Genomic DNA, 20,555 nt, shown 5'->3' with positions numbered 1-20,555 from the left:
TATGAAAACGGGCTTCAGCCCATTCCTATTGAATAATTACAGCTTGTATATAATTATTTTGAGCATTTCCCGCACATTGCGCAGATTTTCACAGATGATTGTGTGTATTTAAAATGATTTAGTAAGAATAAAATATATTTCTTCTGTTGGCATCATTTATCAATAATAATTTATAGTTTATAATTCATGAAAAAGGTCCGGAAAGAAAATCCGAACCTTTGAAAAAGAATTATATGAAGTAAAATGTAAAAGCGTCATTAAAAATTGTATCGTACTCCCAGCTGAGCCTGGAATCTTGATGCAAACTGATCAATAGTATACGGCAATCCCGGAGTTTTGAAATTGTATGTAGGATCTCCCGCAGAAGGTTGTCCTGTAGCTATATTTCCAACCTTTGTCAGTCCTACACTTGCTGTAGAGTTGAAAGTATTAGGCACAAAATAGACTTTCCCCCAATCTTTGTTTAACAGATTGGTAAAATTGATGATACTCAATGAAATTTGAATATTATTCTTAGATTTCTTACTCAGCTTAATCTCATCCATGATTCTGATATCTGCCTGAATATTCCATGGAGTGACATCACCGTTTCTTTCCGTGAACTTCCCTCGTCTGGATTTCAGATAATCATTACTGTTGACAAAGTTTTCATAATCTGCAATCTGCTGCTGGGCAGTTACGACTATATTTCCTGCAGCATCTTTTATAGGAACAATATATTTGGAAGCTTCTGCAGCATCTTTAAAGATATAAGCAAGCCCTGCAGCCTGTCCCGTATTGGCAATTGTACTGTTTACAAATCCCCATGAAAAAGGATTTCCGGACTGTGCATTGAAATATACATTGGTATATAATCTGTTCATATCGGAAATATTAAAGGCATACCCCAGATTGGCTACTACTCTGTTTTTGATTGCAAAATTAGAGGTTGTCAGTTTCGGATCGTTAGGAGTAAGAGACTGGTTCATCTGCCAGTTACTTTCCATAGAGTTTCGGATCCCGTTGGTAATATCTTTAGCATCTCCGTAAGTATAAGCCACAAAGAAATTAAATCCGAAATCATAGGATTTTGAAAGCTGTGCCGTCAGGTTATAACGGTATCCCTCTTTAGTATTGGATAAAAGATAGGCATTAGAGAAGTTGCTGTTGATATTTGTGGTATAGATTGGCATTTCATGATTCGTATCATAGCTGTAATACGTCACGTTGTCTGTCTTGTTCACCTGCTGGAATTTCAGATCATAAAGCACTTTTGTATAAATACCCTCCAAAGTCAGTTTATACCCTGCAAGCGTATAATCGAAAGCTAATGAACTTCTCCATACTCTTGGCATTTTAAAATTATTATCAATAAGATCAACCTGTACTTTTGAAGAGTTCTGCCATTTCGGGAAATTGGCACTGTTCAATGGGTCTCCATTGGCAGCAAGCTGTGCCGCCGTTGGCCCATTGTAATCATAGCTTCCAAAACCTACTCCATCATTATAATAAGCGTATCCCAGCCATGCAAAAGGAATTCTTCCCACAAAAATACCTGACCCTCCTCTTAGTACCATAGATCTGTTCTCTGTAAGATCAATCGTAAATCCAAGTCTTGGAGAGAATGTCGGTTTATTCAGATAATTGTTGGTAAGCTGACTTAGTGGGGTATAATTGTAAGTATTTCCAGCATTTGGATCCTGAGGCGAATTGGTTACCAATGGGCTCAGCTGCGGTTTATTCGGTAAGTCTGTATAATCTACTCTTACTCCCGGTGAAAGTCTCACTCTTCCCCAATTGATTTCATCCTGAAGATACATGGAAAGCAAGTTTACTTTATACTGAGCATACGGATTATCAAAAAGGTTTTCTCTGCTGTCTCCGTTGAAAGGATAAGTACCTCTTATTCTTGCAGGTGTTCCATTATAAAAATCAGTCAGGTTTTTATAGGAAATTCTTCCGTTCAAAGCATTCACAAAACCATAGTTGATATTATACAATTCATTGTGAGTTCCCAATAAGAAGGTATGATTTCCTGTTTTGTAGGTAAGGTTATCCGTAATTTCGAAAGTCTTTTGCTTCATATTGAAAACGGTAGCTTCTCTGTCATTTCCAAGAAGAATAGTTCCTCCGTTGTAAGCAATTTCCACCTGTGGGAACATCGCGTTTCCAGAAGTAGGATCTCTGTAATCATGAATGGAAGAATATCCCACCACTAAATTGTTGCTCCATTTATCATTAAAACGGCTTTTCAATTCAAGTGTAGTGGTAGACGCTGTATTTTTCTGAATAAAATCCATGCTGGAGAATCTGAAGTTGGCTCCGTCTCTTTCCAGGTTGGATGCCTGTGAAAATACCGTATTGTTTTTAATGGATAAAGTATGTTTATCATTAATCTTCCAGTCTAACTTATTGAAAAGTTTAGAACTTTCAGAGAAGTTATTGTACTGATTGAAACTTCCTGCGTTGAATCCATATTTATTTCGTACAAAATCTGAAATCTGCTGCGCTACTTGCTCATTCACCAATGCCCCCGGATCGTTGGCATTATAGAAAACAGGATCTGTTCTTTTGGTGTACTCCAGGTTGGTAAATAAGAACACTTTATCTCTTACAACCGGCAATCCTACTCTTCCACCATAGATAAAGTCTTCAAAATCACTAGGCATTTTAGAATTATCCCCTACTCTGTTTCTACCGGTAATGGCTGCGTTTCTTCCGTATGCATAGATTGAACCTGTAACATCATTGCTTCCGCTTCGGGTTACGGCATTAATACTTCCTCCAAGGAAATTTCCGAGCTTCACATCATAAGGAGCAATGTAAACCTGCACATCCTGAATGGCATCCAAACTTATAGAATTGGAACGCGTACTGCTTCCCGGCATTCCTGAAGTACCGGTCTGCCCTCCCAGTGAAGGGCTGAAACCAATAGCGTCGTTATTGATAGACCCATCAATCGTCACGTTATTATAACGGAAATTAGTTCCGTTGAAAGAGTTGTTAGCACTCTGGGGAATCAGTTTGGTAACATCCTGAATTCCGCGATTGATGTTAGGAAGTCCGGAAATCTGAGCCTGGCTGATCCCCACTCCATATTTTGCAGTGGTCTTTTTAGAAGTAATTTTCACCTCATCAATTGTCTTTTCTTTACTTCCTACTTCTACTACAGGTAAGTCGTTATTTCCCAAAGAAAGCTGCAGATTCGGGTTTTCATAGATAACCTGTGATCCGTCAGAAATTTCAATTTTATAAGGTCCTCCCGGCTGAAGATTATCCAAACTGAACTGCCCTTTGCTGTTACTTTTCGTTTCAAAGGTACTATTGGTAGGTATATGTATTACCTTTACTGTAACTTCGGAAGAAATTCCCTTTAATCTTCCAAAAATTTTAGAACTGGTTTCCTGTGAAAATGCAAACCCAAACGATAACAGAGCAAAAGCACAGATGATTTTTTTCTTCATATTTTATTCGCTATAAACTTGGTGTAAAATTAGACCTAGTAAAAGTGAAGTATGGTAACATAGAATTAACATTACGTAACAGAATGTTTAACATTTCCTTAAAAAAAACTTAATAGGAACATCGTGAAAATCTTAAAAAAAATTCTAAAGAAAAACATAAAAATCGTCCTATTTACCGAGCATTTCAAAAGGTTTTAATTTCTTAAAATTTCACTATCAACAATCATTTCCTGTTGAATTACTTTCCATGAAAATCATAGAAGCTCTGATATTTTTGGTTTATATTTGTGTTTATTGTTTAATACCAAAACTACAGATATGAAATTCGGACAAGTAGAGGACCCATCAAAAATAGATTTCACATTACCAAAAGATCATCCTAAAACCAAAGATATACTGGCTCTTAATAAAAAAGGACTGGAAAATATTTCTATCGGATGTGCAAAATGGAATAAAACAGATCTTAAAGGATTCTATCCTAAAGGAACTAAAGATGAACTGACCTATTATGCCACTCAGTTTAATTCTATTGAGCTGAATGCAACTTTCTACGGAATGCCCACTCCGGACCAGGTAAAAACATGGAAAGAAAAAACCCCTGATAATTTTAAATTCTTCCCCAAGATTACTAACACCGTTTCCCATTTCAGAAGACTGATTGATGTGACTGATCCGGTAACACATTTTGCCTCAGCGGTAATCAATTTTGATGAAAAACTGGGAATGGCTTTTCTTCAGCTTCATGATAATTTTAAACCCAAGGATTATGACAGACTGGAAAAATTTGTAAAAGAATGGCCTAAAGAAGTTCCATTAGCTATAGAACTCAGAAATACGGAATGGTTTACCGATGAAGAGATCCTTAATACAACCTGTGATCTCTTTGAAGCTCACAACATCACCAATATCATCGTAGACACTGCCGGAAGAAGAGATATGCTTCACATGCGTCTTACTACACCTAATGCATTTATCCGTTATGTAGGAGCCAATGCTGAAAGTGACTATGAAAGGTTGGATGACTGGTTGAAACATCTCACAAAATGGAAAAAAGAAGGCCTTCAGAATCTCTACTTTTTCGTACACCAGAATATTGAAAAAGCATCTCCTCTATTATCCGCATATTTCATCAAGAAACTGAATGAAGAATGGAAAACTGATATTCATGTTCCACAAATGGCAACGGAAAGTACAGGTACGTTATTTTAGATAGTATAAAGCGGGTACAAGATAAAGATTGACGCAACACCCTTTTTCATAATGAAAAATTTCATAAATTAGAGTATAGCGTATTTCACAATACATTATACTTTAAAACATAAATCATGGAAAAGGAAATTTGCAAAATCAGTATTGCCAATAACTGGCTTGGTGATGAATATACTTTTTATGAAAACAATACCATAAAAAGAGTATTTGATTATCACAGTCTTAATTCCAATAAAACGGAATGGGTTACCCCAAAAGAAATCAGTAAACAGAGTAAAGACAAACTTATCAGGTCCTGTCCTGAGGAATTCAAGGAGCAAATTATGCAGATCCTGGATTATCCTTAGCAAAATAATAATGGGTAATGGGTACTATAAAAAGACTCATTACCCATTCTATTCTTATTTATTTTTCTTCAGAAGCAATACCAGATTGAGAAACAGAAGCAGGAAATCCAATGCAATCCAGATCCCAAGTTTTGTGTTCTCATAATTATAGGCATCTACCTGCTTTTTTGCCGATTCAGAAAGTTTCATACTTTGATTGATGTAATTCTGAACTTCTACAATCTGATCAATATTTTTATTCGGTACGGAATGCTGGGAAAAGTACACCAGGTTTTTCTTTCCGAGATAGCCCACAATCCAGTATTCATCAGACTTATCCATTTTCAGGTATTCTATCCTGTAGTATTCCGGTCGTATTTTACCAATATGCTTGGGCTCAAGGGTTACATTCTTATCGTTTTTATTTACATTGATCAGGTAAAAATCCAATGCCTGAGGAAGCTTATTGACGACCTGCAGCCCCACAGAATTATCCACAAATGCTACAGCACTTTTCTTGATAAACCAATATGTAAAAACAGAGATTGAAAAAACTACTGTTACAATACGAAACAGCTTCGCCCACTTTGCCATACTTCCTGATTTTACCTTAAACAGGACCAAAGAAAGAACAGAAGCCAGGAATATTATAAAAATAATGAGTGTCATATTTTACAAAGATACTTCTTATCTCTATTTTATCTATATTTGCGCCCAAGTTTTTAATCCTAACTAACCATGAAAAAAACATTCTCGGTGCTGCTTTCCTTCTGTATCGTGCTCATTTCCGCACAAATAAAATTCGAAAAAGGCTATATCATCAGTAGCAATGATGTAAGAAAAGAAATACTCATCAAAAATCAGGGATGGGCCAACAATCCTGACAGTTTCACTTATAAAATGGATGAAGCATCAGGAGAAAGTACAGGAAATCCCTCTACAATTAAAGAATTTGGTATCTATAATGATGTAAAATATGTTACTTACAATGGTGATATTGATTACTCTTCTGATAATACAGGAGATCTTTCTTCCATCAAGGAACCTGAATTTAAAAAGGCTTCCGTATTCCTTAAAGAAATAGCAACAGGTAATAAAAATCTGTATTCTTACCAAGGGCGCAATGTAATAAGATATTTTTATTCTGATTCTGATTCTTCTATCAAGCCATTGATTTATAAAAAATACTTTTTCAATGGAAATAATCTGCAGGTTGCAACTAACGAAGAATATATTGATCAATTGAAGACCATATTCTCAAATGACAATGTAGCCCAAGCAATCGCTCCAAAAACAAAATATACCAGTAATGACCTGAAGAAAATTTTCTCAACCTATAACAGCAAATTTTCCGGAACTACTAACGAGGAAAATGTTTCTGAAACTAAAAGAAATTCAAAGTTGAACTTAGCGGTTAGACCCGGTCTCAATTTTTATTCACCATTGGAAATAACAAAAACCCTTAGTAATGAAGGAGCTCCTTCAAAAACCGGATTTAGAATAGGAGTTGAGGCAGAAATTGTATTACCTTTCAATAGAGGCAAATGGTCAGTTGTAGCTGAACCTACATTCTCTCTTTACAATAATAAGACGGCTATAAGAACAACTAATGGTAATTTGTATAACATCAATGTAGAAAATTATTCATTTATCAGTATTCCTCTAAGTGTAAGACACTACATGTTCATCAATGATAAATCAAAGATTTTTATTAATGCCGGAATTAATCTCCTGACGCTTAAAACCAGTTCCGCTAAGGATTTCTCTGTAGATTATGACGGATATGTATTTGATAGATTAAAGCTATCTTCATCCCAGGCTTTCAAAAGTGCTGTATTTGGAATAGGATATAACTATAATAACAAATACATATTAGAGGCAAGATATAATACAGGCATGAATCTATTTGAAGAAAAAGGGGCTGAAGCAAACCTAAAGTATGCTTCCATAATTCTGGGATATAATATTTTCTAATCTACATTCCATTCTTTATAAAACTGGTCGAGGAAATTCAGCATATAATTGTGTCTTTCTTCGGCCATTTCTTTTCCTTTTTGGGTATTCATCATATCTTTCAAAAGCAATAGTTTTTCGTAGAAATGATTGATGGTTGTTCCATCAGACTTTTTATATTCTTCTTTTGACATTCCCAGTTTAGGTTTCATATCCGGGTGATACATCAGGTTATTCTTAAAACCTCCAAAATTGAATGTTCTGGCAATTCCAATAGCTCCTATTGCATCAATACGGTCTGCATCCTGCACAATTTGCAGTTCAATAGATGGATTTACCGGAGCCTGATCTCTGTTTTTGAACGAAATATTTTCAATTACAAATAAAACCTGCTGGATCGTTTCTTCAGGAACGTTCTGTTCTTCAAGAAATGCTCTGGATATTTTGGGAGCAATGGTTTCGTCGCCGTTATGAAATTTAGGATCTGCAATATCATGGAGAAGGGCAGATAATTCTACCACCTCTTTATTACAATTTTCTGTTTCTGCTATCTGAGCTGCCAGTTTCCATACTCTTTCAATATGGAACCAGTCATGTCCTGCTTCTGCTCCTTCTAATTTTTCTTTTACAAATGCTACCGTGTTATCAATCGTACTTTTCATTTATCTATCAGTTCATTTAAAATAATATCCCAGAGTTTGCTGTTGTAGCTTCTAAAAAAATTGACATGTCCGATTTCCTTTTTATCAGATTCTGAAACAGCGATCAGTCTGTACGTTGGTTTAAGATTAGGGTAAGTATTGTTCAATAAGCTTAATACGCCTCTTTCTGTCAGCCAGATATCATCTTCTGCGCGGATTACAAATACTTTCTGTGTCAAATTTCTAGAAAAGTTATCAATTTTCTCCAACAGCCTGTTGGTTGATTTCTTGTTTAAAATTAAGGTTCTCCAGTCATATGCGCAATTTTTTGGAAGACTTTCTCCCAGTCCAAACCAATGTGCCGGAAAATATCCTAATAATGAAGTGGTTAATGGCTGGGCAATTCCAAACCCCAGATAGGCTTCAATTTTTGTAACTCCTTTAAGGTTGCCAACAAAAGCATTTTGTGTTCCTACAAAAACAAATTCTTCAAATATTTCCGAATCTTCATTCATTCCCAGAATCAATGCGCCTACAGAATGACCTAAGCAATACTTTTTGTGGTCTTTAAAGTGTGTTTTGATGTATCCAGTTAAAGCTTTATAATCTTTTGAGCCCCACAATCTCATCGAACCATGAAATCCTCTCATATCTTTCGGCTTGGAAAGTCCTATTCCCCTGTAATCGTAAGTGATCACGGTAAATCCCTGTTCAGAAAAATAACTAGCAAAAGAAAAGTACACCTGCTGTTTTACTCCTGTTGCCGAATTGATCAGCAATAGTTTCCCATTACTTTTTTCCGGTTTAAAGAGATGGACAGCCAAAGAAATATGATCTTCCGTGGTAAGTATTAGTTTTTCCATAGTATAAAAAGAAAAAAATCCACTATAAAAGTGGACATTTTTACTTATACTTTTATGTTAAGTTTTAGACTTTTAATATGTCGTAAATAGTTTTAAGAAAAGAAATCTGACATTCTTGGCAGGCCTGTCTGAGAACCCTTACCTCCGGAAACTCTTGATGAAACTTCATTTCCAAATTTCACACATTCTTCGATAGAGTTTCCATGACAAAGAGCGATAGCAAATCCTGAAGTAAATGCATCACCCATTCCCATTTTATAAACTTTCTCATCTTTGTCGTTTCTGTAATATTTCATCTCAGTACCATCAAAATAAATGGTTGAGTTGGTATCATCTCTTACAAAAACTTTATTGAAATATTTCTTAAGGACCTCTTCCCTTTTTTCTTCTCCGAAAATGGTGTATAATTCGTTACTCTTCGCTACAATAAAATCAACCTTTTCTAAAATTTCTTCACTGACTCTCATTGCAGGAGAAGCATACAAACCTACTTTTTTTCCATATTTCTTGGCTTTTTTAACGGTATGCTCCACCACCTCCATAGAAACCTCAAGTTGTACCAGCACAAGATCTGCAGTATTAAAATACTTGTCGGCTTCGTCTATATGTGATTTGCTAAGATGTTTATTGGCTGCCGGCACTACAACAATAGCCGCATTGCCGTGAGAAGTCGTTACGTAGGCTGTTCCTGTAGCATCTTTATCTGTTTCATGTACAAAACCTACATTCACATTTTCACTTACCAGATTTCTCATAATCTGCTGCCCAAGGGGATCCATTCCCACACATCCTATAAAGTACACACTTGCCCCCAGCCTGGCAGTACCTACCGACTGATTGGCTCCTTTACCTCCAAAATAACTATCTGACTTAACGGCTAAAACCGTTTCGTTGGGTGAAGGAAGTTTTTCGGTTTCAAGAACCAAATCTATGGATGAGCTGCCCACAACAATAATTCGGGGTTGTTCTGATGAGAAATTCATTGTGTTTTGTATTAGCTTTAAAATTTATAACTGACAAAATCGTGTTCCAAAAATAGCTAATTTTAAATTAACTTATTTCTATAAATTCAGTAATTATTTTCACAGGCACTTGATCCTGATCATACGCTATATAACTGGCATAAAATCCTTCACCATATCCGGTTTCAAAAGCAAATATAGTTCCAGGATGTTCCTTTGCAGGTTTTAGGAAAGCATATTGATCAATAGCTCCGTTTTCATCAAAGAAATACTCATGGAAAAACTCTTCGTAGATTCCCATAAAATCTCCGCCTTTATTCTGGAATAACCTTTGTTCAAGCTCATTGAGACTGTTTTGAGTATCAACATCCATAAAGCATCCCATCCCGCTTTCTACAGGATAACCAAAAATTTCTTCTTTTGCCAGATCTTTTATATTCTGCCCGGCTGTGGTGGCCAGTTTCCATTCTTTAATTTCAGAATTATTGAATATGATTTCGGCATAAGCCACACAGTTACTGTTTCTTTCTTTGTGTACCATCACAGAAAAATCTCCCTTCGGAAATTCTGTGGTGAAAGGAAGCATATCATTGGTGATTAATGGATCGCAGGCAACCAGCTTTCCACTGGAAAGATAGATCTTTCCTGCTTCAAAACTTTCTAACAATGGATTTTCTACAAAATCCTTCGAGAATAGTTTTTTTATGTTTTCTATATGTGTCATTTTATGTATTCTTTAAACCATCAGGCTGGATACAATTTTCCATCTGTATCCAGCCTGAGATTCTGACAAACTTTACTGTCTATATTTTACAAACTTTTCAGTTTCTCTTCAAGGATAAAAATATCTATACTTTTTACCAACTGCTTGTTTCATCAAATATTTTAAATAATCCTTCTCTATATGGTTGCTTTAGCTGCTTTATTCTGCTTTCCAAAACATCCCAGCTTTCTTCTGAATATGATTCCAAAACAGTATTCAATTCCTCTTTATTATTATTAACATAGTCTACAGGAACTGGAAAAAAGTCATTCCAGTGGGGCTTTTCTTCAGAATTTTCATAAAGAGCAACTGTTCCTATCCTATCATTGAGTTTTCCTTTTCCTTTATAAGGCAAAATCTTTATGACAGGAAACTTACCTCCAAAACCTTTGGAGAGATTGGTAGTGACTGCAATCATTTTAGGTTTTTCAGAAATGACTATTGCTCCGTTAGAATCTCCATATTTAAAATGTTCTTTTTGTCTTCTCCAATAAAAAATATTTACCAGTAAAAGAATAATAAAAGCAAATCCTCCCCATAGCCATGAAACATCCAATGCAAAAGCTAACGAAAACAATAAAGCAATTAACAAATAAATAGGTTTATAGATGTATTTTATCAATACAAATGGCATTACTCTAACCCTTCCAGGATTTGAAGCAACCGTTCTACTATTTAATGTTAAAATATCCCTATTGTCATCCATATTTTAAGGAGTATTTAAAATATTTTACAAACTTTTCAGTTTCTCTTCAAGGATCGCAATTTTATCCTGAGCATCTTTCTGCTTCTTACGCTCCACTTCTACAACTTCAGGCTTAGCATTAGCAACAAACTTTTCATTGGAAAGTTTCTTATCTACTGAAACTAAGAATCCTTTTAAATATTTCAATTCTTCTTCAGTTTTTGCTTTTTCTTCTCCCAAGTCTAAGTTTTCACTTAGAGGAATAGAGACCTCGGTTGCTCCTACCAGGAAAGTAAAGCTTGGCTTATCTGTTTTCTGTCCAAAATGGATCTCAGAAACATTAGCCAGTTTTCTTACTACGGCTTCATTGGCAAATTCAGAAGCATTTGTATATATATCAGCAGCCTCTCTTGGAGAAATTCCTTTTGTCTGACGGTAATTTCTAACTCCTGAAATCAATTCAGCTGTAATTTCAAAGTTTTTAATGACTTCTTCACTAAAGCTATCCGCATCCTTCTGCTGAGCAATAACAAGCGCATCATCAATACTTCTTTCCGAAATCAATTGCCAGATTTCTTCAGACTGGAATGGCATGAACGGATGAAGCAATTTCATCAATTCTTCAAAGAAATATATTGTTTTATTATAAACTTCTTTAGAAATGCCTTCTCCATAGTTTGGTTTAATCGCTTCAAGATACCAACCACAAAAATCATCCCAAATTAATTTATAGATCAAATGCAGGGCATCAGAAATTCTGAATTTCTCGAACTGATCATTAATCTCAACGATTGTTTTGTTAAGTTTATTCTCAAACCATTCGATAGCCTGGTGATCTGTAGCGACAGCAGGTTTATCTTCATGGTTCCACATATTGATCAAACGGAATGCACTCCAGATTTTCGTCATGAAGTTTCTTCCCTGAAGCATTAGATCTTCATCAAAAAGAAGGTCATTTCCTGCTGCAGAACTCAATAGAATTCCTACACGTACTCCATCAGCACCATATTTTTCCATTAATTCAATAGGATCCGGAGAGTTCCCTAAAGATTTAGACATTTTTCTTCTTTGCTTATCTCTTACAATTCCTGTAAAATAAACATTTTTGAACGGTACTTCTTTTTTATATTCCAGTCCGGACATAATCATTCTTGCCACCCAGAAGAAAATAATATCAGGGGCAGTTACCAGATCAGAAGTAGGATAATAATACTTGATATCTTTATTTTCAGGATCTAAAAGCCCTTCAAATACAGACATTGGCCATAGCCATGCAGAGAACCAGGTATCTAATGTATCCTGATCCTGTCTTAAGCTTTCAAGAGTAAGTTCCGGATTTCCGGATTTCTGTTTTGCTAATTCTAAAGCGGCTTCAGCAGCTTCAGCTACTACAAAATCGTCATCTCCTGTTCCGTAGTAAAAAGCAGGAATCTGCTGTCCCCACCAAAGCTGACGGGAGATATTCCAGTCACGGATGTTTTCCATCCAGTGTTTGTAGGTATTTTTAAATTTCTCAGGATAGAATTTCACTTCATCATCCATTACCACATCTAAAGCAGGCTTAGCCAACTCAGACATTTTAAGGAACCACTGTACTGAAACTTTAGGTTCAATAACGGCACCTGTTCTCTCGGAAGTTCCAACTTTATTTACATAGTCTTCAGCTTTCAGTAAAAGATCTTTTTCTTCAAGTTCTTTAGCAATCTGCTTTCTTACGTCAAATCTGTTTTTCCCTGCATAATGTAAACCATGTTCATTAAGATTTCCGTCATCATCCAGGGCATCAATCATTTTCAGCTGATGTTTCTGTCCGATTTCGTAGTCATTTACGTCATGTGCCGGCGTAATTTTCAGAGCACCGGTTCCGAATTCAATGTCAACATATTCGTCTTCAATAATTGGAACTACTCTGTTTACAATAGGTACAATTACATTTTTACCTTTTAAGTGGGCATATCTTTCGTCATTCGGATTGATACATACCGCTGTGTCCCCGAAAATAGTTTCTGGACGCGTAGTAGCTACTGAAAGAAACTCTTCTGAGCCTTCAATTTTATATTTAAGGAAATACAGTTTTCCGTTCTGTTCTTTGAATATTACTTCTTCATCAGAAATATTGGTCTTTGCTTCAGGGTCCCAGTTGACCATTCTGTATCCTCTGTAAATCTTTCCTTTATTATAAAGATCTACGAAGCTTATGATAACCTGTTTTGAAAGGTTATCTTCCATGGTAAAACGGGTTCTGTCCCAATCACAAGAACATCCCAGTTTTTTCAGTTGCTCAAGGATCGTTCCTCCATATTTGTGAGTCCAGTCCCATGCATGAGTTAAAAACTCTTCACGGGTAATATCTGACTTATTGATTCCTTCAGACTTCAATTTAGCAACAACTTTAGCTTCGGTAGCAATTGAAGCGTGATCTGTTCCCGGAATCCAACAAGCATTAAACCCGCGCATTCTTGCACGACGGACCAAAACATCTTGAATGGTATTGTTCAGCATATGCCCCATGTGTAATATCCCCGTTACGTTTGGCGGAGGAATGACCACGGTATATGGTGGTTTATCATTAGGTTCTGAGTGGAAATATTTATTTTCCAACCAGTAATTGTACCATTTCTGTTCTGTTTCCTGTGGATTGTACTTTTCTGAAATCTGCATAAATTCTATTTCTTTGGCTTGCAATTTGCAAAAATAGTCTAAAGAAAAAAATTTTTAAGCATGAATTAAAATAATTTTTAACTTTGTTTCACAAAATTTATCTAACAAACGTATTAACATTCAAGAATATGAAAAAACTAATTGCAGGAATTGCATTATTCGGAACATTTGCAATTGCATCTGCACAAACGATTACATTTGATAAAACAACTTTCGATTACGGTACTATTAAGCCTAATGCTGATGGTACGAGATTCTTTACTGTAACGAATTCAGGTGATAAGCCTTTGATTCTTTCAAACGTAAAGCCTTCTTGTGGATGTACAACTCCTGAGTTCAGTCAAGATCCTATTATGCCTGGTAAATCTGCTAAAATCAAAGTTGGATACAACACAGCTATTCCTGGAGGTTTCAACAAAATGATTGAGGTTTTCTCTAACGACCCTGCAAACAGTAGAAGTGTAATTTACATTAAAGGTAATGTAGACGCTAATGCTCCTGCTCCTGTTGCTGAGACAAAAGTATTGACTCCTGCAGAGCAGAAAGAAGCTGCTAAAGCAGAGAAGAAAGCTGCTAAACTAGCTAAAAAGGCTGCTGCGAAGTAATCTCTACTCAAAAAAATAAAGAAACCGTCTCTATAGAGGCGGTTTTTTTTATTACATTTATGTTAGTTTAGGTGGAAGGTAGCAGATAATCGGTAATAGGAAATGGTATTGATATTTATCAAATATATTATTTAGGTTTTGACCGAAGCCTTTTGAATTTATTTTTTTAAAAATGGCTGGACTAAAACCCACTCCTATTGAATTTTAATAACAACCTCTTTTAATCTTTTAATCTTTTAATCTTTTAATCTTTTAATCTTTTAATCTTTTAATCTTTTAATCTTTAAATCTTTAAATCTTTTAATCTTTAAATCTTTAAATCTTTAAAATATATGGACACCAATTTCTCAGATGACTTTAAGGTAAATGGAAAATTTTCAATAAAAAAAGCGTCAACATCTTATAAAGGAAAGCTTACCAAAGAAGATGGAGAGCAAATGCTGATTCAGGAGAAAGAAAAGCTTCGTGAACTGCAGGAAAAATTATACGCTGACGGAAGCCAGTCTCTCCTGGTTGTATTGCAGGCTATGGATGCAGCAGGAAAAGACAGTATGATAGAACATGTTTTCGGAGGGGTAAATCCGCAGGGATGTAATGTGACCAGCTTTAAAACTCCAAGCTCTAAAGAGTATTCCCATGATTTTTTATGGAGACATTATCTTGCATTACCACAGAAAGGAATGATAGGGATTTTCAACCGGTCTCATTATGAAAGTGTTCTGGTCTGCAAAGTACATCCTGAATATAATTTAAGTGAAAAAACGTGGTCTTCAGTAAAAGATTTTGACAATAAATTCTGGGAAAACAGATATGAAAGTATTAGAAATTTTGAAAAACACCTTTCACAGAACGGAACAACCGTTGTAAAGATCTTTTTACATGTTTCTAAAGATGAGCAGAAAAAAAGGCTTCTGGACAGAATTGATGAGCAGGAAAAAAACTGGAAATTCTCTGTAGGGGATCTTCCGGAAAGAGCATTATTTGATCAATATATGGAAGCTTATGAAACAGCCATCAATGAAACATCAAAAGATCATGCTCCATGGTATGTACTTCCTGCCGACAGCAAATGGTTTACAAGAATAGCTGCTATCCAGATCATTATTGATACTCTTGAAAAAATGAATCTCAAATATCCTACACTTTCTGATAAAGACACGGAAGGTCTTCAACAGGCCAAAAAGCAATTAATGGAAGAATAATCAGTCACGGTTTATTTCAAAACCGATCTGTGATGAATATAATTGAAGACCTTTGAATGTAATTTTTCAAAGGTTTTTTTCCAGGTGAATTGTTCGGTACTTTTTATCTTATTCCCATTTTCCGGTAGCAGGAATGGTATAATTTCTTTGGGTATACGCCATAAACCTTCGCGTGGATTTTGGCTGAAAATATTAATGTAAAGTTTTAATGTTTCCAGATACCAGTCCTGATGCTTATGATAATCATTAATTCCACCTACGTTTGGGAAATGATGCAGTTCTCTTTCCAGGATCTTCGGACAGAATTCTTTCCAGTATTCGGTGGTATAAAGCAAGTGCATATGCCATACTTTATCTACTACGATTGAAGGTGAGGCTCCGTTTTTTGAGATACAGCATAAATAAACAAACTTTTTATATTCTTCAATAGCAAGCAGACAGAATCTTCTCGTCCAACCTTCAGTCTGAGCTAATTTTCTGGAAAATGGAATAATGACGTCAGCCTGATCAATCTGATATTCTGAAATCCTTTTCCACAAAGGATCCTGGTCATAATCTAACTGTATGTTATCCAGTAAAATGGAAGTAAATTCGGGTTTCATAATGTCAATATTTTAATTGGTAATTCTGGTTACTATTATACACTCAATTAACCTCCGCATCCACAGGATAAAGGACTATTATAGGTATAAATTTCTTTTTTATAATGACATCCAAGTAATTTTGCAAAATCATCTCTGGTCATATCCATATAAACATCCGTGTCCCCTAAATATAATTGAAAATCTTTTTCAGGATACAAATCTACCGTCACCGAAATAACAGCATCAATAATCTGAATTTCAGAAATTTCGTCCCAGATCAATTGCTGTTTTGCCTTATGGTTAAAAATTCCTGTTTTGGTGATGGACAGTATTTCAACAGCTTCTTCTTCCGGCGCTCTCTGCTCCGTAATGCATCTGATTAAGATTTTTACTGAACTATATAAGAAGACTGATATCAATACAAGTACAATAACGGAGATTAAAAACTTAAAGAAATTACTGCTTATTAGCAAGAGATATATTGTTGCACAAAGAGCAGCCAATAGAGCAAGTGATATGAGCATAAAGAAAATAATCCCCGAATACCCCGGTTTTCTTTGTCTGGATTTATATAAGGTGATTTCTGTTTCCATTTTTATGTTATTATATTAAAATTAACAACCACAACCACAGGATGATGGAGTATGGTAAATATAAATTTCTTTTTTATAATAATATTCCAATAGTTTTTCAAAATCATCCTGCTTCATTTGCTTCTGAAGATCTGTATTGAAAAGGTTAAGTTTAAAATCTTTTCCAGAATCAAAATCTACGGTTACAGACAATATAGAATCTATAATCTGTATTTCTGAAATATCTACCCATATGGCTTTTTTATTTTCCGGATAATAGGCTATTCCTTCTTTTGAAATATTTAAAACAGGATAAATAACCGGACGTTTTCTTTGTTTTTTTATCAGATAAAGGAAATGTTTTACGATCAAATAATTAAAAAACATCAACCCGATCCACACTACCTTATTAAGAATCTTTATCAGTACAGCATTGGTTATATCACTGAAAAAATAAACCAGACATTCGTCTATTATCCAAAAAAGTCCATATATAAAGGCAAGGTAAAATAGAATAAGAATATATCCGGGTTTTTCTTCAGGAACTGAATGTAATGTGATTTCTGTTCTCATTTTGATTTGTTTATACAAATTTGTGATAACAGAACAATATAAAAGTCTCTAATTCGTCTTATTTAGTTTTACACAAGTCTTATATTAGACTTATATAAAACAATACTCTTTCAAGTATAGCTATGAAAAGAAGTTAGATTGAAGAATAAAATTTGAGGAAGATTATATTGTAAAAAACGAGAAAATCTATAAGCCGGATTTTGTACTTCCGAAGAAGTGCCTGTTATTTATCTACGTGTTACATTGCTGCAACACTTGAGCTGATTACCCCTCGGTTTTCAGGACGAGCCGCCCCTATTTCCATTACTGAAAAGAACCGATATACTTACCATTGCACCGCAAAGAGTTTACCTGGTTTCACTACAGCCGAACTGTACCTGCTTTCTGTTGCACTTGTCCTACCCTCACGGGTGACGGATGTTATCCGCTTTGCTGCTCTATGGTGTCCGGACTTTCCTACCTCCCGTAAAACGGGAAATCAACAAGCCGATTTTCTCGCGGATGCAAAGATACATAAATTTCGCAAAGAAAGCTGAGAAAGCTAAGTTGGCCGAGAAATCTAATTTTTTAATTTATTTTTTTCCCTTTTCACATTTTTACAATTTTACACTATAATCTTTACTAATTTACCACTTTATCATTATCTTCGTGCCATTATATATCTATGGATTCCAGAGAAAAAGAATTTGCGCAGCTTATTAAAGATAATCAGGGACTGATTATCAAAGTATCGCGCCTTTATACCAATTCTCTGGAAGATGAAGAGGATCTTTTCCAGGAAATCGTGTTACAACTCTGGAGAAGCTATGATTCCTTTAAAGGAAATTCAAAGATTTCCACATGGATGTACCGTGTAGCGCTCAATACAGCCATTACCCTCTTTAGAAAAAAAAGCAAAAGTCTTCCTACAAATGAGCTAGACGTCAACCACAAAGATTTTGTGGAAGATGATGATGAAAAACAGCAGCAGGTATCACTTTTGTATACTGTAATCAAGACTCTTCCCAATGTAGAAAGAGCCATTGTCATGATGTATCTTGACGATCTGCCTTACAAGGATATTGCAGAAAACCTCGGTATCACTGAAGTCAATGCACGTGTTAAAATGAACAGATTAAAGAAAACCCTTAAAGAACAGATGGAAAAATATGCCTGAATTTGATCTAGATAGTTTAAAAAAAACATGGCAGGAGCAACCTGTCCAGCCTAAATATGACAACAACGAGATTCTCCAGATGTTGAATAGAAAATCACGTAATTACATCAAATATATTTTCTGGATCAGCGTTGTAGAGTTTTTGTTTTTTTCCGTATTGGGCTTGTTTTACCTTTTCCCGGAAGAAGAATCAGACAGTTTCCGTAAAATGCTGGAAAGATTAGGGGCCCAGGAAGCTCCGGAAGTAGAAAACAACTTCGGTCATGCTTATTTAGCGATAAAGGTCTTAAGTTTATTGATCACAGCATATTTTGTATTGAAATTCTACCAGAATTACCGAAGAATCAAGATTGAGGAAAATCTGAAGGGACTTATCACCAGAATCATTAAATTCAAAACAACAGTCAATGCTTTTATTCTGATTAGTATTGTATTATTATTGATATTCACGTTTGTATTGACAGCGTTCATATTTTACACTTTAAATTCTCAGAATATACAGCCTAGCGGCTCGAATCTCACAATCATCATAGTAGGAATTGTTGTCAGTACTCTATTAGGCATATCCATGATCTGGCTTTATTACAGACTGGTATATGGTACAATTATTAAAAAGCTTGATAAAAATTTAAAGCAGCTTAAAGAAATAGATTCTCAGGAAAGTTAATATACATAGGCATATTTCGGGATATAATTATTAATTTTAGCCCACCAAATCTTAAACTATGCCCTTATCTTATGTGTGTGGAACTTCTGAGATTCCATTATTAGGACAGACCATTGGAGCAAATCTTAAAAGTACTGTCGAAAAATACCCCCATCAGGAAGCATTAGTCTGTGTTCATCAGAATTACAGAGCTACTTACCAGGAATTTTACAATCAAACCACTGCTGTTGCAAAAGCTTTACTGCTTTTGGGAGCAAAAGCAGGTGACAGAATCGGAATCTGGTCTTCCAATCGTTATGAATGGGTCCTCTTACAGTATGCCACTGCAAGAATAGGAACTATTTTAGTCAATATCAATCCGGCCTACAGGACTCATGAACTCACCTATGTTCTTAATCAGTCTGAAGTTCGTTTTATTTTTTCTTCTTTAAGTTTTAAAAGCAGCAACTACAAAGAAATGGTTGAATATGCCAAAGAAGTATGTCCTACCCTTGAACATGAGATATTCTTTGATGAAAACTGGGAAGCATTTGTCAATAACGGTCAGGATATTTCAGATGAAGTTCTCCACAGTTTTGAAGAACATGTACAGTTTGATGATCCTGTTAACATTCAATATACTTCCGGAACTACAGGTTTCCCGAAAGGAGTTACACTTTCTCATCATAATATCCTCAACAACGGGTATTTTATCGGAATCAGATTAAAATATACTGAAAAAGACCGTGTCTGTATCCCTGTTCCTTTCTATCATTGTTTTGGTATGGTTATCGGCAATATGTGCTGTACAGCCCATGGAGCATGCATGGTAATTCCCAACGACAGTTTTGATCCGGAAATTACTTTAAAAGCCGTTTCTGACGAAAAATGCACTTCTTTGTATGGTGTTCCTACCATGTTTATTGCTGAGCTGGCAGTAAAAGATTTTAATAAGTATGATTTTTCAAGCTTAAGAACGGGGGTCATGGCAGGCTCGGTATGTCCTCCGGAGATTATGAAAAAGGTAGAGAGCCTGATGAATATTAAAGAAATGAGTATCTGCTACGGAATGACGGAAACTTCACCTGTATCTACCCAGACTTTAATAGGAACACCGCTGGAGAAACAGGTCAGTACTGTGGGAACTGTTCAGGACCATCTTGAGATCAAAATCATTGATGAAAATGGCAGAACTCTGAAACGCGGGGAACATGGTGAACTTTGCACAAGAGGCTATTCTGTCATGCTGAAATACTGGAATGATCCTGAAAACACCAAAAAAGTACTGGATAATGCCCGCTGGATGCATACCGGAGATATGGCAGTAATGGATGAAAACGGATATATTACCATTTCAGGAAGAATAAAAGACCTCATCATCCGCGGTGGAGAAAATATTTCACCTAAAGAAATTGAAGATTTTTTATATACTTACACCAACATTCTTGATGTTCAGATCATTGGTGTTCCGAGTGAAAAATTCGGGGAAGAAGTGATGGCCTGGGTGAAAGTGAGAAAAGGTTTTACCATCACTGCTGAAGAACTGCAGGAATACTGCAAAGGAAAAATTGCCCACTATAAAATACCAAAACACTGGAAGTTTGTAGATGAATTCCCAATGACCATTTCCGGCAAAATAAGAAAGGTTGAAATGAGGGAAATCTCTATGAGGGAATTGGGACTGGAGAATATAAAGCAGATCTGATAAGAT

Annotated in this window: 19 protein-coding genes and 1 other RNA gene; 8 read left to right on the top strand and 12 right to left on the bottom strand. The window is 35.5% G+C overall.

Features of this window, described 5'->3' with window-relative positions; all coding sequences use genetic code 11:
* Nucleotides 1–257: 257 nt before the first annotated feature.
* Complete coding sequence (locus OL225_RS02145) at nt 258–3,443, bottom strand: TonB-dependent receptor (RefSeq protein WP_264517124.1); 3,186 nt, start codon at nt 3,441–3,443, stop codon at nt 258–260.
* 318 nt (nt 3,444–3,761) lie between these two features.
* On the opposite strand from OL225_RS02145, the gene OL225_RS02140 reads away from it, so the two are divergent.
* Nucleotides 3,762–4,652, top strand: a complete 891-nt coding sequence (locus tag OL225_RS02140) for a DUF72 domain-containing protein (RefSeq protein WP_264517123.1) — start codon at nt 3,762–3,764, stop codon at nt 4,650–4,652.
* 116 nt (nt 4,653–4,768) lie between these two features.
* Complete coding sequence (locus OL225_RS02135; protein WP_047378800.1) at nt 4,769–4,999, top strand: hypothetical protein; 231 nt, start codon at nt 4,769–4,771, stop codon at nt 4,997–4,999.
* Between the two features lie 54 nt (nt 5,000–5,053).
* Here OL225_RS02135 and OL225_RS02130 read toward each other — a convergent pair whose 3' ends face one another.
* Nucleotides 5,054–5,647 carry a hypothetical protein gene (locus tag OL225_RS02130; protein WP_081995537.1) on the bottom strand — a complete coding sequence of 198 codons (594 nt, stop codon included), beginning with the start codon at nt 5,645–5,647 and terminating at the stop codon, nt 5,054–5,056.
* A 69-nt stretch (nt 5,648–5,716) separates the two neighbouring features.
* On the opposite strand from OL225_RS02130, the gene OL225_RS02125 reads away from it, so the two are divergent.
* Nucleotides 5,717–6,952, top strand: a complete 1,236-nt coding sequence (locus OL225_RS02125) for a PorT family protein (RefSeq protein WP_264517122.1) — start codon at nt 5,717–5,719, stop codon at nt 6,950–6,952.
* Here the strand turns inward: OL225_RS02125 and OL225_RS02120 are convergent.
* From OL225_RS02120 to OL225_RS02095, 6 genes are all read right to left on the bottom strand, one after another.
* Nucleotides 6,949–7,593, bottom strand: coding sequence for an HD domain-containing protein (locus tag OL225_RS02120; protein WP_047378802.1), 645 nt, complete (start codon nt 7,591–7,593; stop codon nt 6,949–6,951). The two genes, OL225_RS02125 and OL225_RS02120, sit on opposite strands and share 4 nt — an antisense overlap.
* A complete protein-coding gene (locus OL225_RS02115) occupies nt 7,590–8,435 on the bottom strand; it encodes an alpha/beta fold hydrolase (protein WP_264517121.1) in 846 nt (281 codons plus the stop codon). Before OL225_RS02115 ends, OL225_RS02120 begins: the two co-directional genes overlap by 4 nt.
* Before the next feature lie 92 nt (nt 8,436–8,527).
* Nucleotides 8,528–9,418, bottom strand: a complete 891-nt coding sequence (locus tag OL225_RS02110; RefSeq protein WP_047378809.1) for a ribokinase — start codon at nt 9,416–9,418, stop codon at nt 8,528–8,530.
* A 67-nt stretch (nt 9,419–9,485) separates the two neighbouring features.
* Nucleotides 9,486–10,121, bottom strand: coding sequence for a DUF4241 domain-containing protein (locus tag OL225_RS02105; RefSeq protein WP_264517120.1), 636 nt, complete (start codon nt 10,119–10,121; stop codon nt 9,486–9,488).
* Nucleotides 10,122–10,254: 133 nt separating this feature from the next.
* Nucleotides 10,255–10,866: a DUF3239 domain-containing protein gene (locus OL225_RS02100; protein ID WP_264517119.1), complete on the bottom strand. Its 612-nt coding sequence runs from the start codon at nt 10,864–10,866 to the stop codon at nt 10,255–10,257.
* A 24-nt stretch (nt 10,867–10,890) separates the two neighbouring features.
* A complete protein-coding gene (locus OL225_RS02095; protein WP_264517118.1) occupies nt 10,891–13,506 on the bottom strand; it encodes a valine--tRNA ligase in 2,616 nt (871 codons plus the stop codon).
* Between the two features lie 128 nt (nt 13,507–13,634).
* Here OL225_RS02095 and OL225_RS02090 point away from each other — a divergent pair, with 128 nt between their 5' ends.
* Nucleotides 13,635–14,111, top strand: coding sequence for a DUF1573 domain-containing protein (locus tag OL225_RS02090; protein WP_047378814.1), 477 nt, complete (start codon nt 13,635–13,637; stop codon nt 14,109–14,111).
* A gap of 332 nt (nt 14,112–14,443) precedes the next feature.
* Nucleotides 14,444–15,313 carry a polyphosphate kinase 2 family protein gene (locus OL225_RS02085; RefSeq protein ID WP_264517117.1) on the top strand — a complete coding sequence of 290 codons (870 nt, stop codon included), beginning with the start codon at nt 14,444–14,446 and terminating at the stop codon, nt 15,311–15,313.
* Between the two features lie 11 nt (nt 15,314–15,324).
* Here the strand turns inward: OL225_RS02085 and OL225_RS02080 are convergent, their stop codons facing one another.
* The 4 genes from OL225_RS02080 to rnpB form a co-directional block, all read right to left on the bottom strand.
* Nucleotides 15,325–15,915, bottom strand: a complete 591-nt coding sequence (locus OL225_RS02080) for a glycine-rich domain-containing protein (protein ID WP_264517116.1) — start codon at nt 15,913–15,915, stop codon at nt 15,325–15,327.
* Nucleotides 15,916–15,962: 47 nt separating this feature from the next.
* The gene (locus tag OL225_RS02075) at nt 15,963–16,490 is read right to left on the bottom strand and encodes a hypothetical protein (protein WP_264517115.1); all 528 of its coding nucleotides are present in this window, start codon (nt 16,488–16,490) and stop codon (nt 15,963–15,965) included.
* Between the two features lie 21 nt (nt 16,491–16,511).
* Nucleotides 16,512–17,042 carry a hypothetical protein gene (locus tag OL225_RS02070; protein WP_264517114.1) on the bottom strand — a complete coding sequence of 177 codons (531 nt, stop codon included), beginning with the start codon at nt 17,040–17,042 and terminating at the stop codon, nt 16,512–16,514.
* Between the two features lie 173 nt (nt 17,043–17,215).
* Nucleotides 17,216–17,540: RNase P RNA component class A (gene rnpB, locus OL225_RS02065), an RNA gene on the bottom strand.
* Nucleotides 17,541–17,706: 166 nt separating this feature from the next.
* Here rnpB and OL225_RS02060 point away from each other — a divergent pair.
* Genes OL225_RS02060 through OL225_RS02050 form a run of 3 tightly spaced genes read left to right on the top strand, consistent with a single transcriptional unit; the run spans nt 17,707 to nt 20,549 of the window.
* A complete protein-coding gene (locus OL225_RS02060) occupies nt 17,707–18,198 on the top strand; it encodes an RNA polymerase sigma factor (RefSeq protein ID WP_047378820.1) in 492 nt (163 codons plus the stop codon).
* Complete coding sequence (locus OL225_RS02055; protein ID WP_047378821.1) at nt 18,191–18,865, top strand: hypothetical protein; 675 nt, start codon at nt 18,191–18,193, stop codon at nt 18,863–18,865. Before OL225_RS02060 ends, OL225_RS02055 begins: the two co-directional genes overlap by 8 nt.
* Nucleotides 18,866–18,923: 58 nt before the next feature.
* Complete coding sequence (locus OL225_RS02050) at nt 18,924–20,549, top strand: AMP-binding protein (protein ID WP_264517113.1); 1,626 nt, start codon at nt 18,924–18,926, stop codon at nt 20,547–20,549.
* The last annotated feature ends 6 nt before the right edge of the window (nt 20,550–20,555 follow it).

The sequence above is a fragment of the Chryseobacterium viscerum genome (genome assembly GCF_025949665.1).
Lineage (GTDB): Bacteria > Bacteroidota > Bacteroidia > Flavobacteriales > Weeksellaceae > Chryseobacterium > Chryseobacterium viscerum_A.
Note: the sequence above shows the minus strand (reverse complement) of the source record. Positions and strands in the feature narration are given on the sequence as shown.

What these genes read in the sequence shown, in the direction of transcription:
- OL225_RS02145 (WP_264517124.1), bottom strand. Translation starts at nt 3,443, where the DNA reads ATGAAGAAAAAAATCATCTGTGCTTTTGCTCTGTTATCGTTTGGGTTT.
- OL225_RS02140 (WP_264517123.1), top strand. Translation starts at nt 3,762, where the DNA reads ATGAAATTCGGACAAGTAGAGGACCCATCAAAAATAGATTTCACATTA.
- OL225_RS02135 (WP_047378800.1), top strand. Translation starts at nt 4,769, where the DNA reads ATGGAAAAGGAAATTTGCAAAATCAGTATTGCCAATAACTGGCTTGGT.
- OL225_RS02130 (WP_081995537.1), bottom strand. Translation starts at nt 5,647, where the DNA reads ATGACACTCATTATTTTTATAATATTCCTGGCTTCTGTTCTTTCTTTG.
- OL225_RS02125 (WP_264517122.1), top strand. Translation starts at nt 5,717, where the DNA reads ATGAAAAAAACATTCTCGGTGCTGCTTTCCTTCTGTATCGTGCTCATT.
- OL225_RS02120 (WP_047378802.1), bottom strand. Translation starts at nt 7,593, where the DNA reads ATGAAAAGTACGATTGATAACACGGTAGCATTTGTAAAAGAAAAATTA.
- OL225_RS02115 (WP_264517121.1), bottom strand. Translation starts at nt 8,435, where the DNA reads ATGGAAAAACTAATACTTACCACGGAAGATCATATTTCTTTGGCTGTC.
- OL225_RS02110 (WP_047378809.1), bottom strand. Translation starts at nt 9,418, where the DNA reads ATGAATTTCTCATCAGAACAACCCCGAATTATTGTTGTGGGCAGCTCA.
- OL225_RS02105 (WP_264517120.1), bottom strand. Translation starts at nt 10,121, where the DNA reads ATGACACATATAGAAAACATAAAAAAACTATTCTCGAAGGATTTTGTA.
- OL225_RS02100 (WP_264517119.1), bottom strand. Translation starts at nt 10,866, where the DNA reads ATGGATGACAATAGGGATATTTTAACATTAAATAGTAGAACGGTTGCT.
- OL225_RS02095 (WP_264517118.1), bottom strand. Translation starts at nt 13,506, where the DNA reads ATGCAGATTTCAGAAAAGTACAATCCACAGGAAACAGAACAGAAATGG.
- OL225_RS02090 (WP_047378814.1), top strand. Translation starts at nt 13,635, where the DNA reads ATGAAAAAACTAATTGCAGGAATTGCATTATTCGGAACATTTGCAATT.
- OL225_RS02085 (WP_264517117.1), top strand. Translation starts at nt 14,444, where the DNA reads ATGGACACCAATTTCTCAGATGACTTTAAGGTAAATGGAAAATTTTCA.
- OL225_RS02080 (WP_264517116.1), bottom strand. Translation starts at nt 15,915, where the DNA reads ATGAAACCCGAATTTACTTCCATTTTACTGGATAACATACAGTTAGAT.
- OL225_RS02075 (WP_264517115.1), bottom strand. Translation starts at nt 16,490, where the DNA reads ATGGAAACAGAAATCACCTTATATAAATCCAGACAAAGAAAACCGGGG.
- OL225_RS02070 (WP_264517114.1), bottom strand. Translation starts at nt 17,042, where the DNA reads ATGAGAACAGAAATCACATTACATTCAGTTCCTGAAGAAAAACCCGGA.
- OL225_RS02060 (WP_047378820.1), top strand. Translation starts at nt 17,707, where the DNA reads ATGGATTCCAGAGAAAAAGAATTTGCGCAGCTTATTAAAGATAATCAG.
- OL225_RS02055 (WP_047378821.1), top strand. Translation starts at nt 18,191, where the DNA reads ATGCCTGAATTTGATCTAGATAGTTTAAAAAAAACATGGCAGGAGCAA.
- OL225_RS02050 (WP_264517113.1), top strand. Translation starts at nt 18,924, where the DNA reads ATGCCCTTATCTTATGTGTGTGGAACTTCTGAGATTCCATTATTAGGA.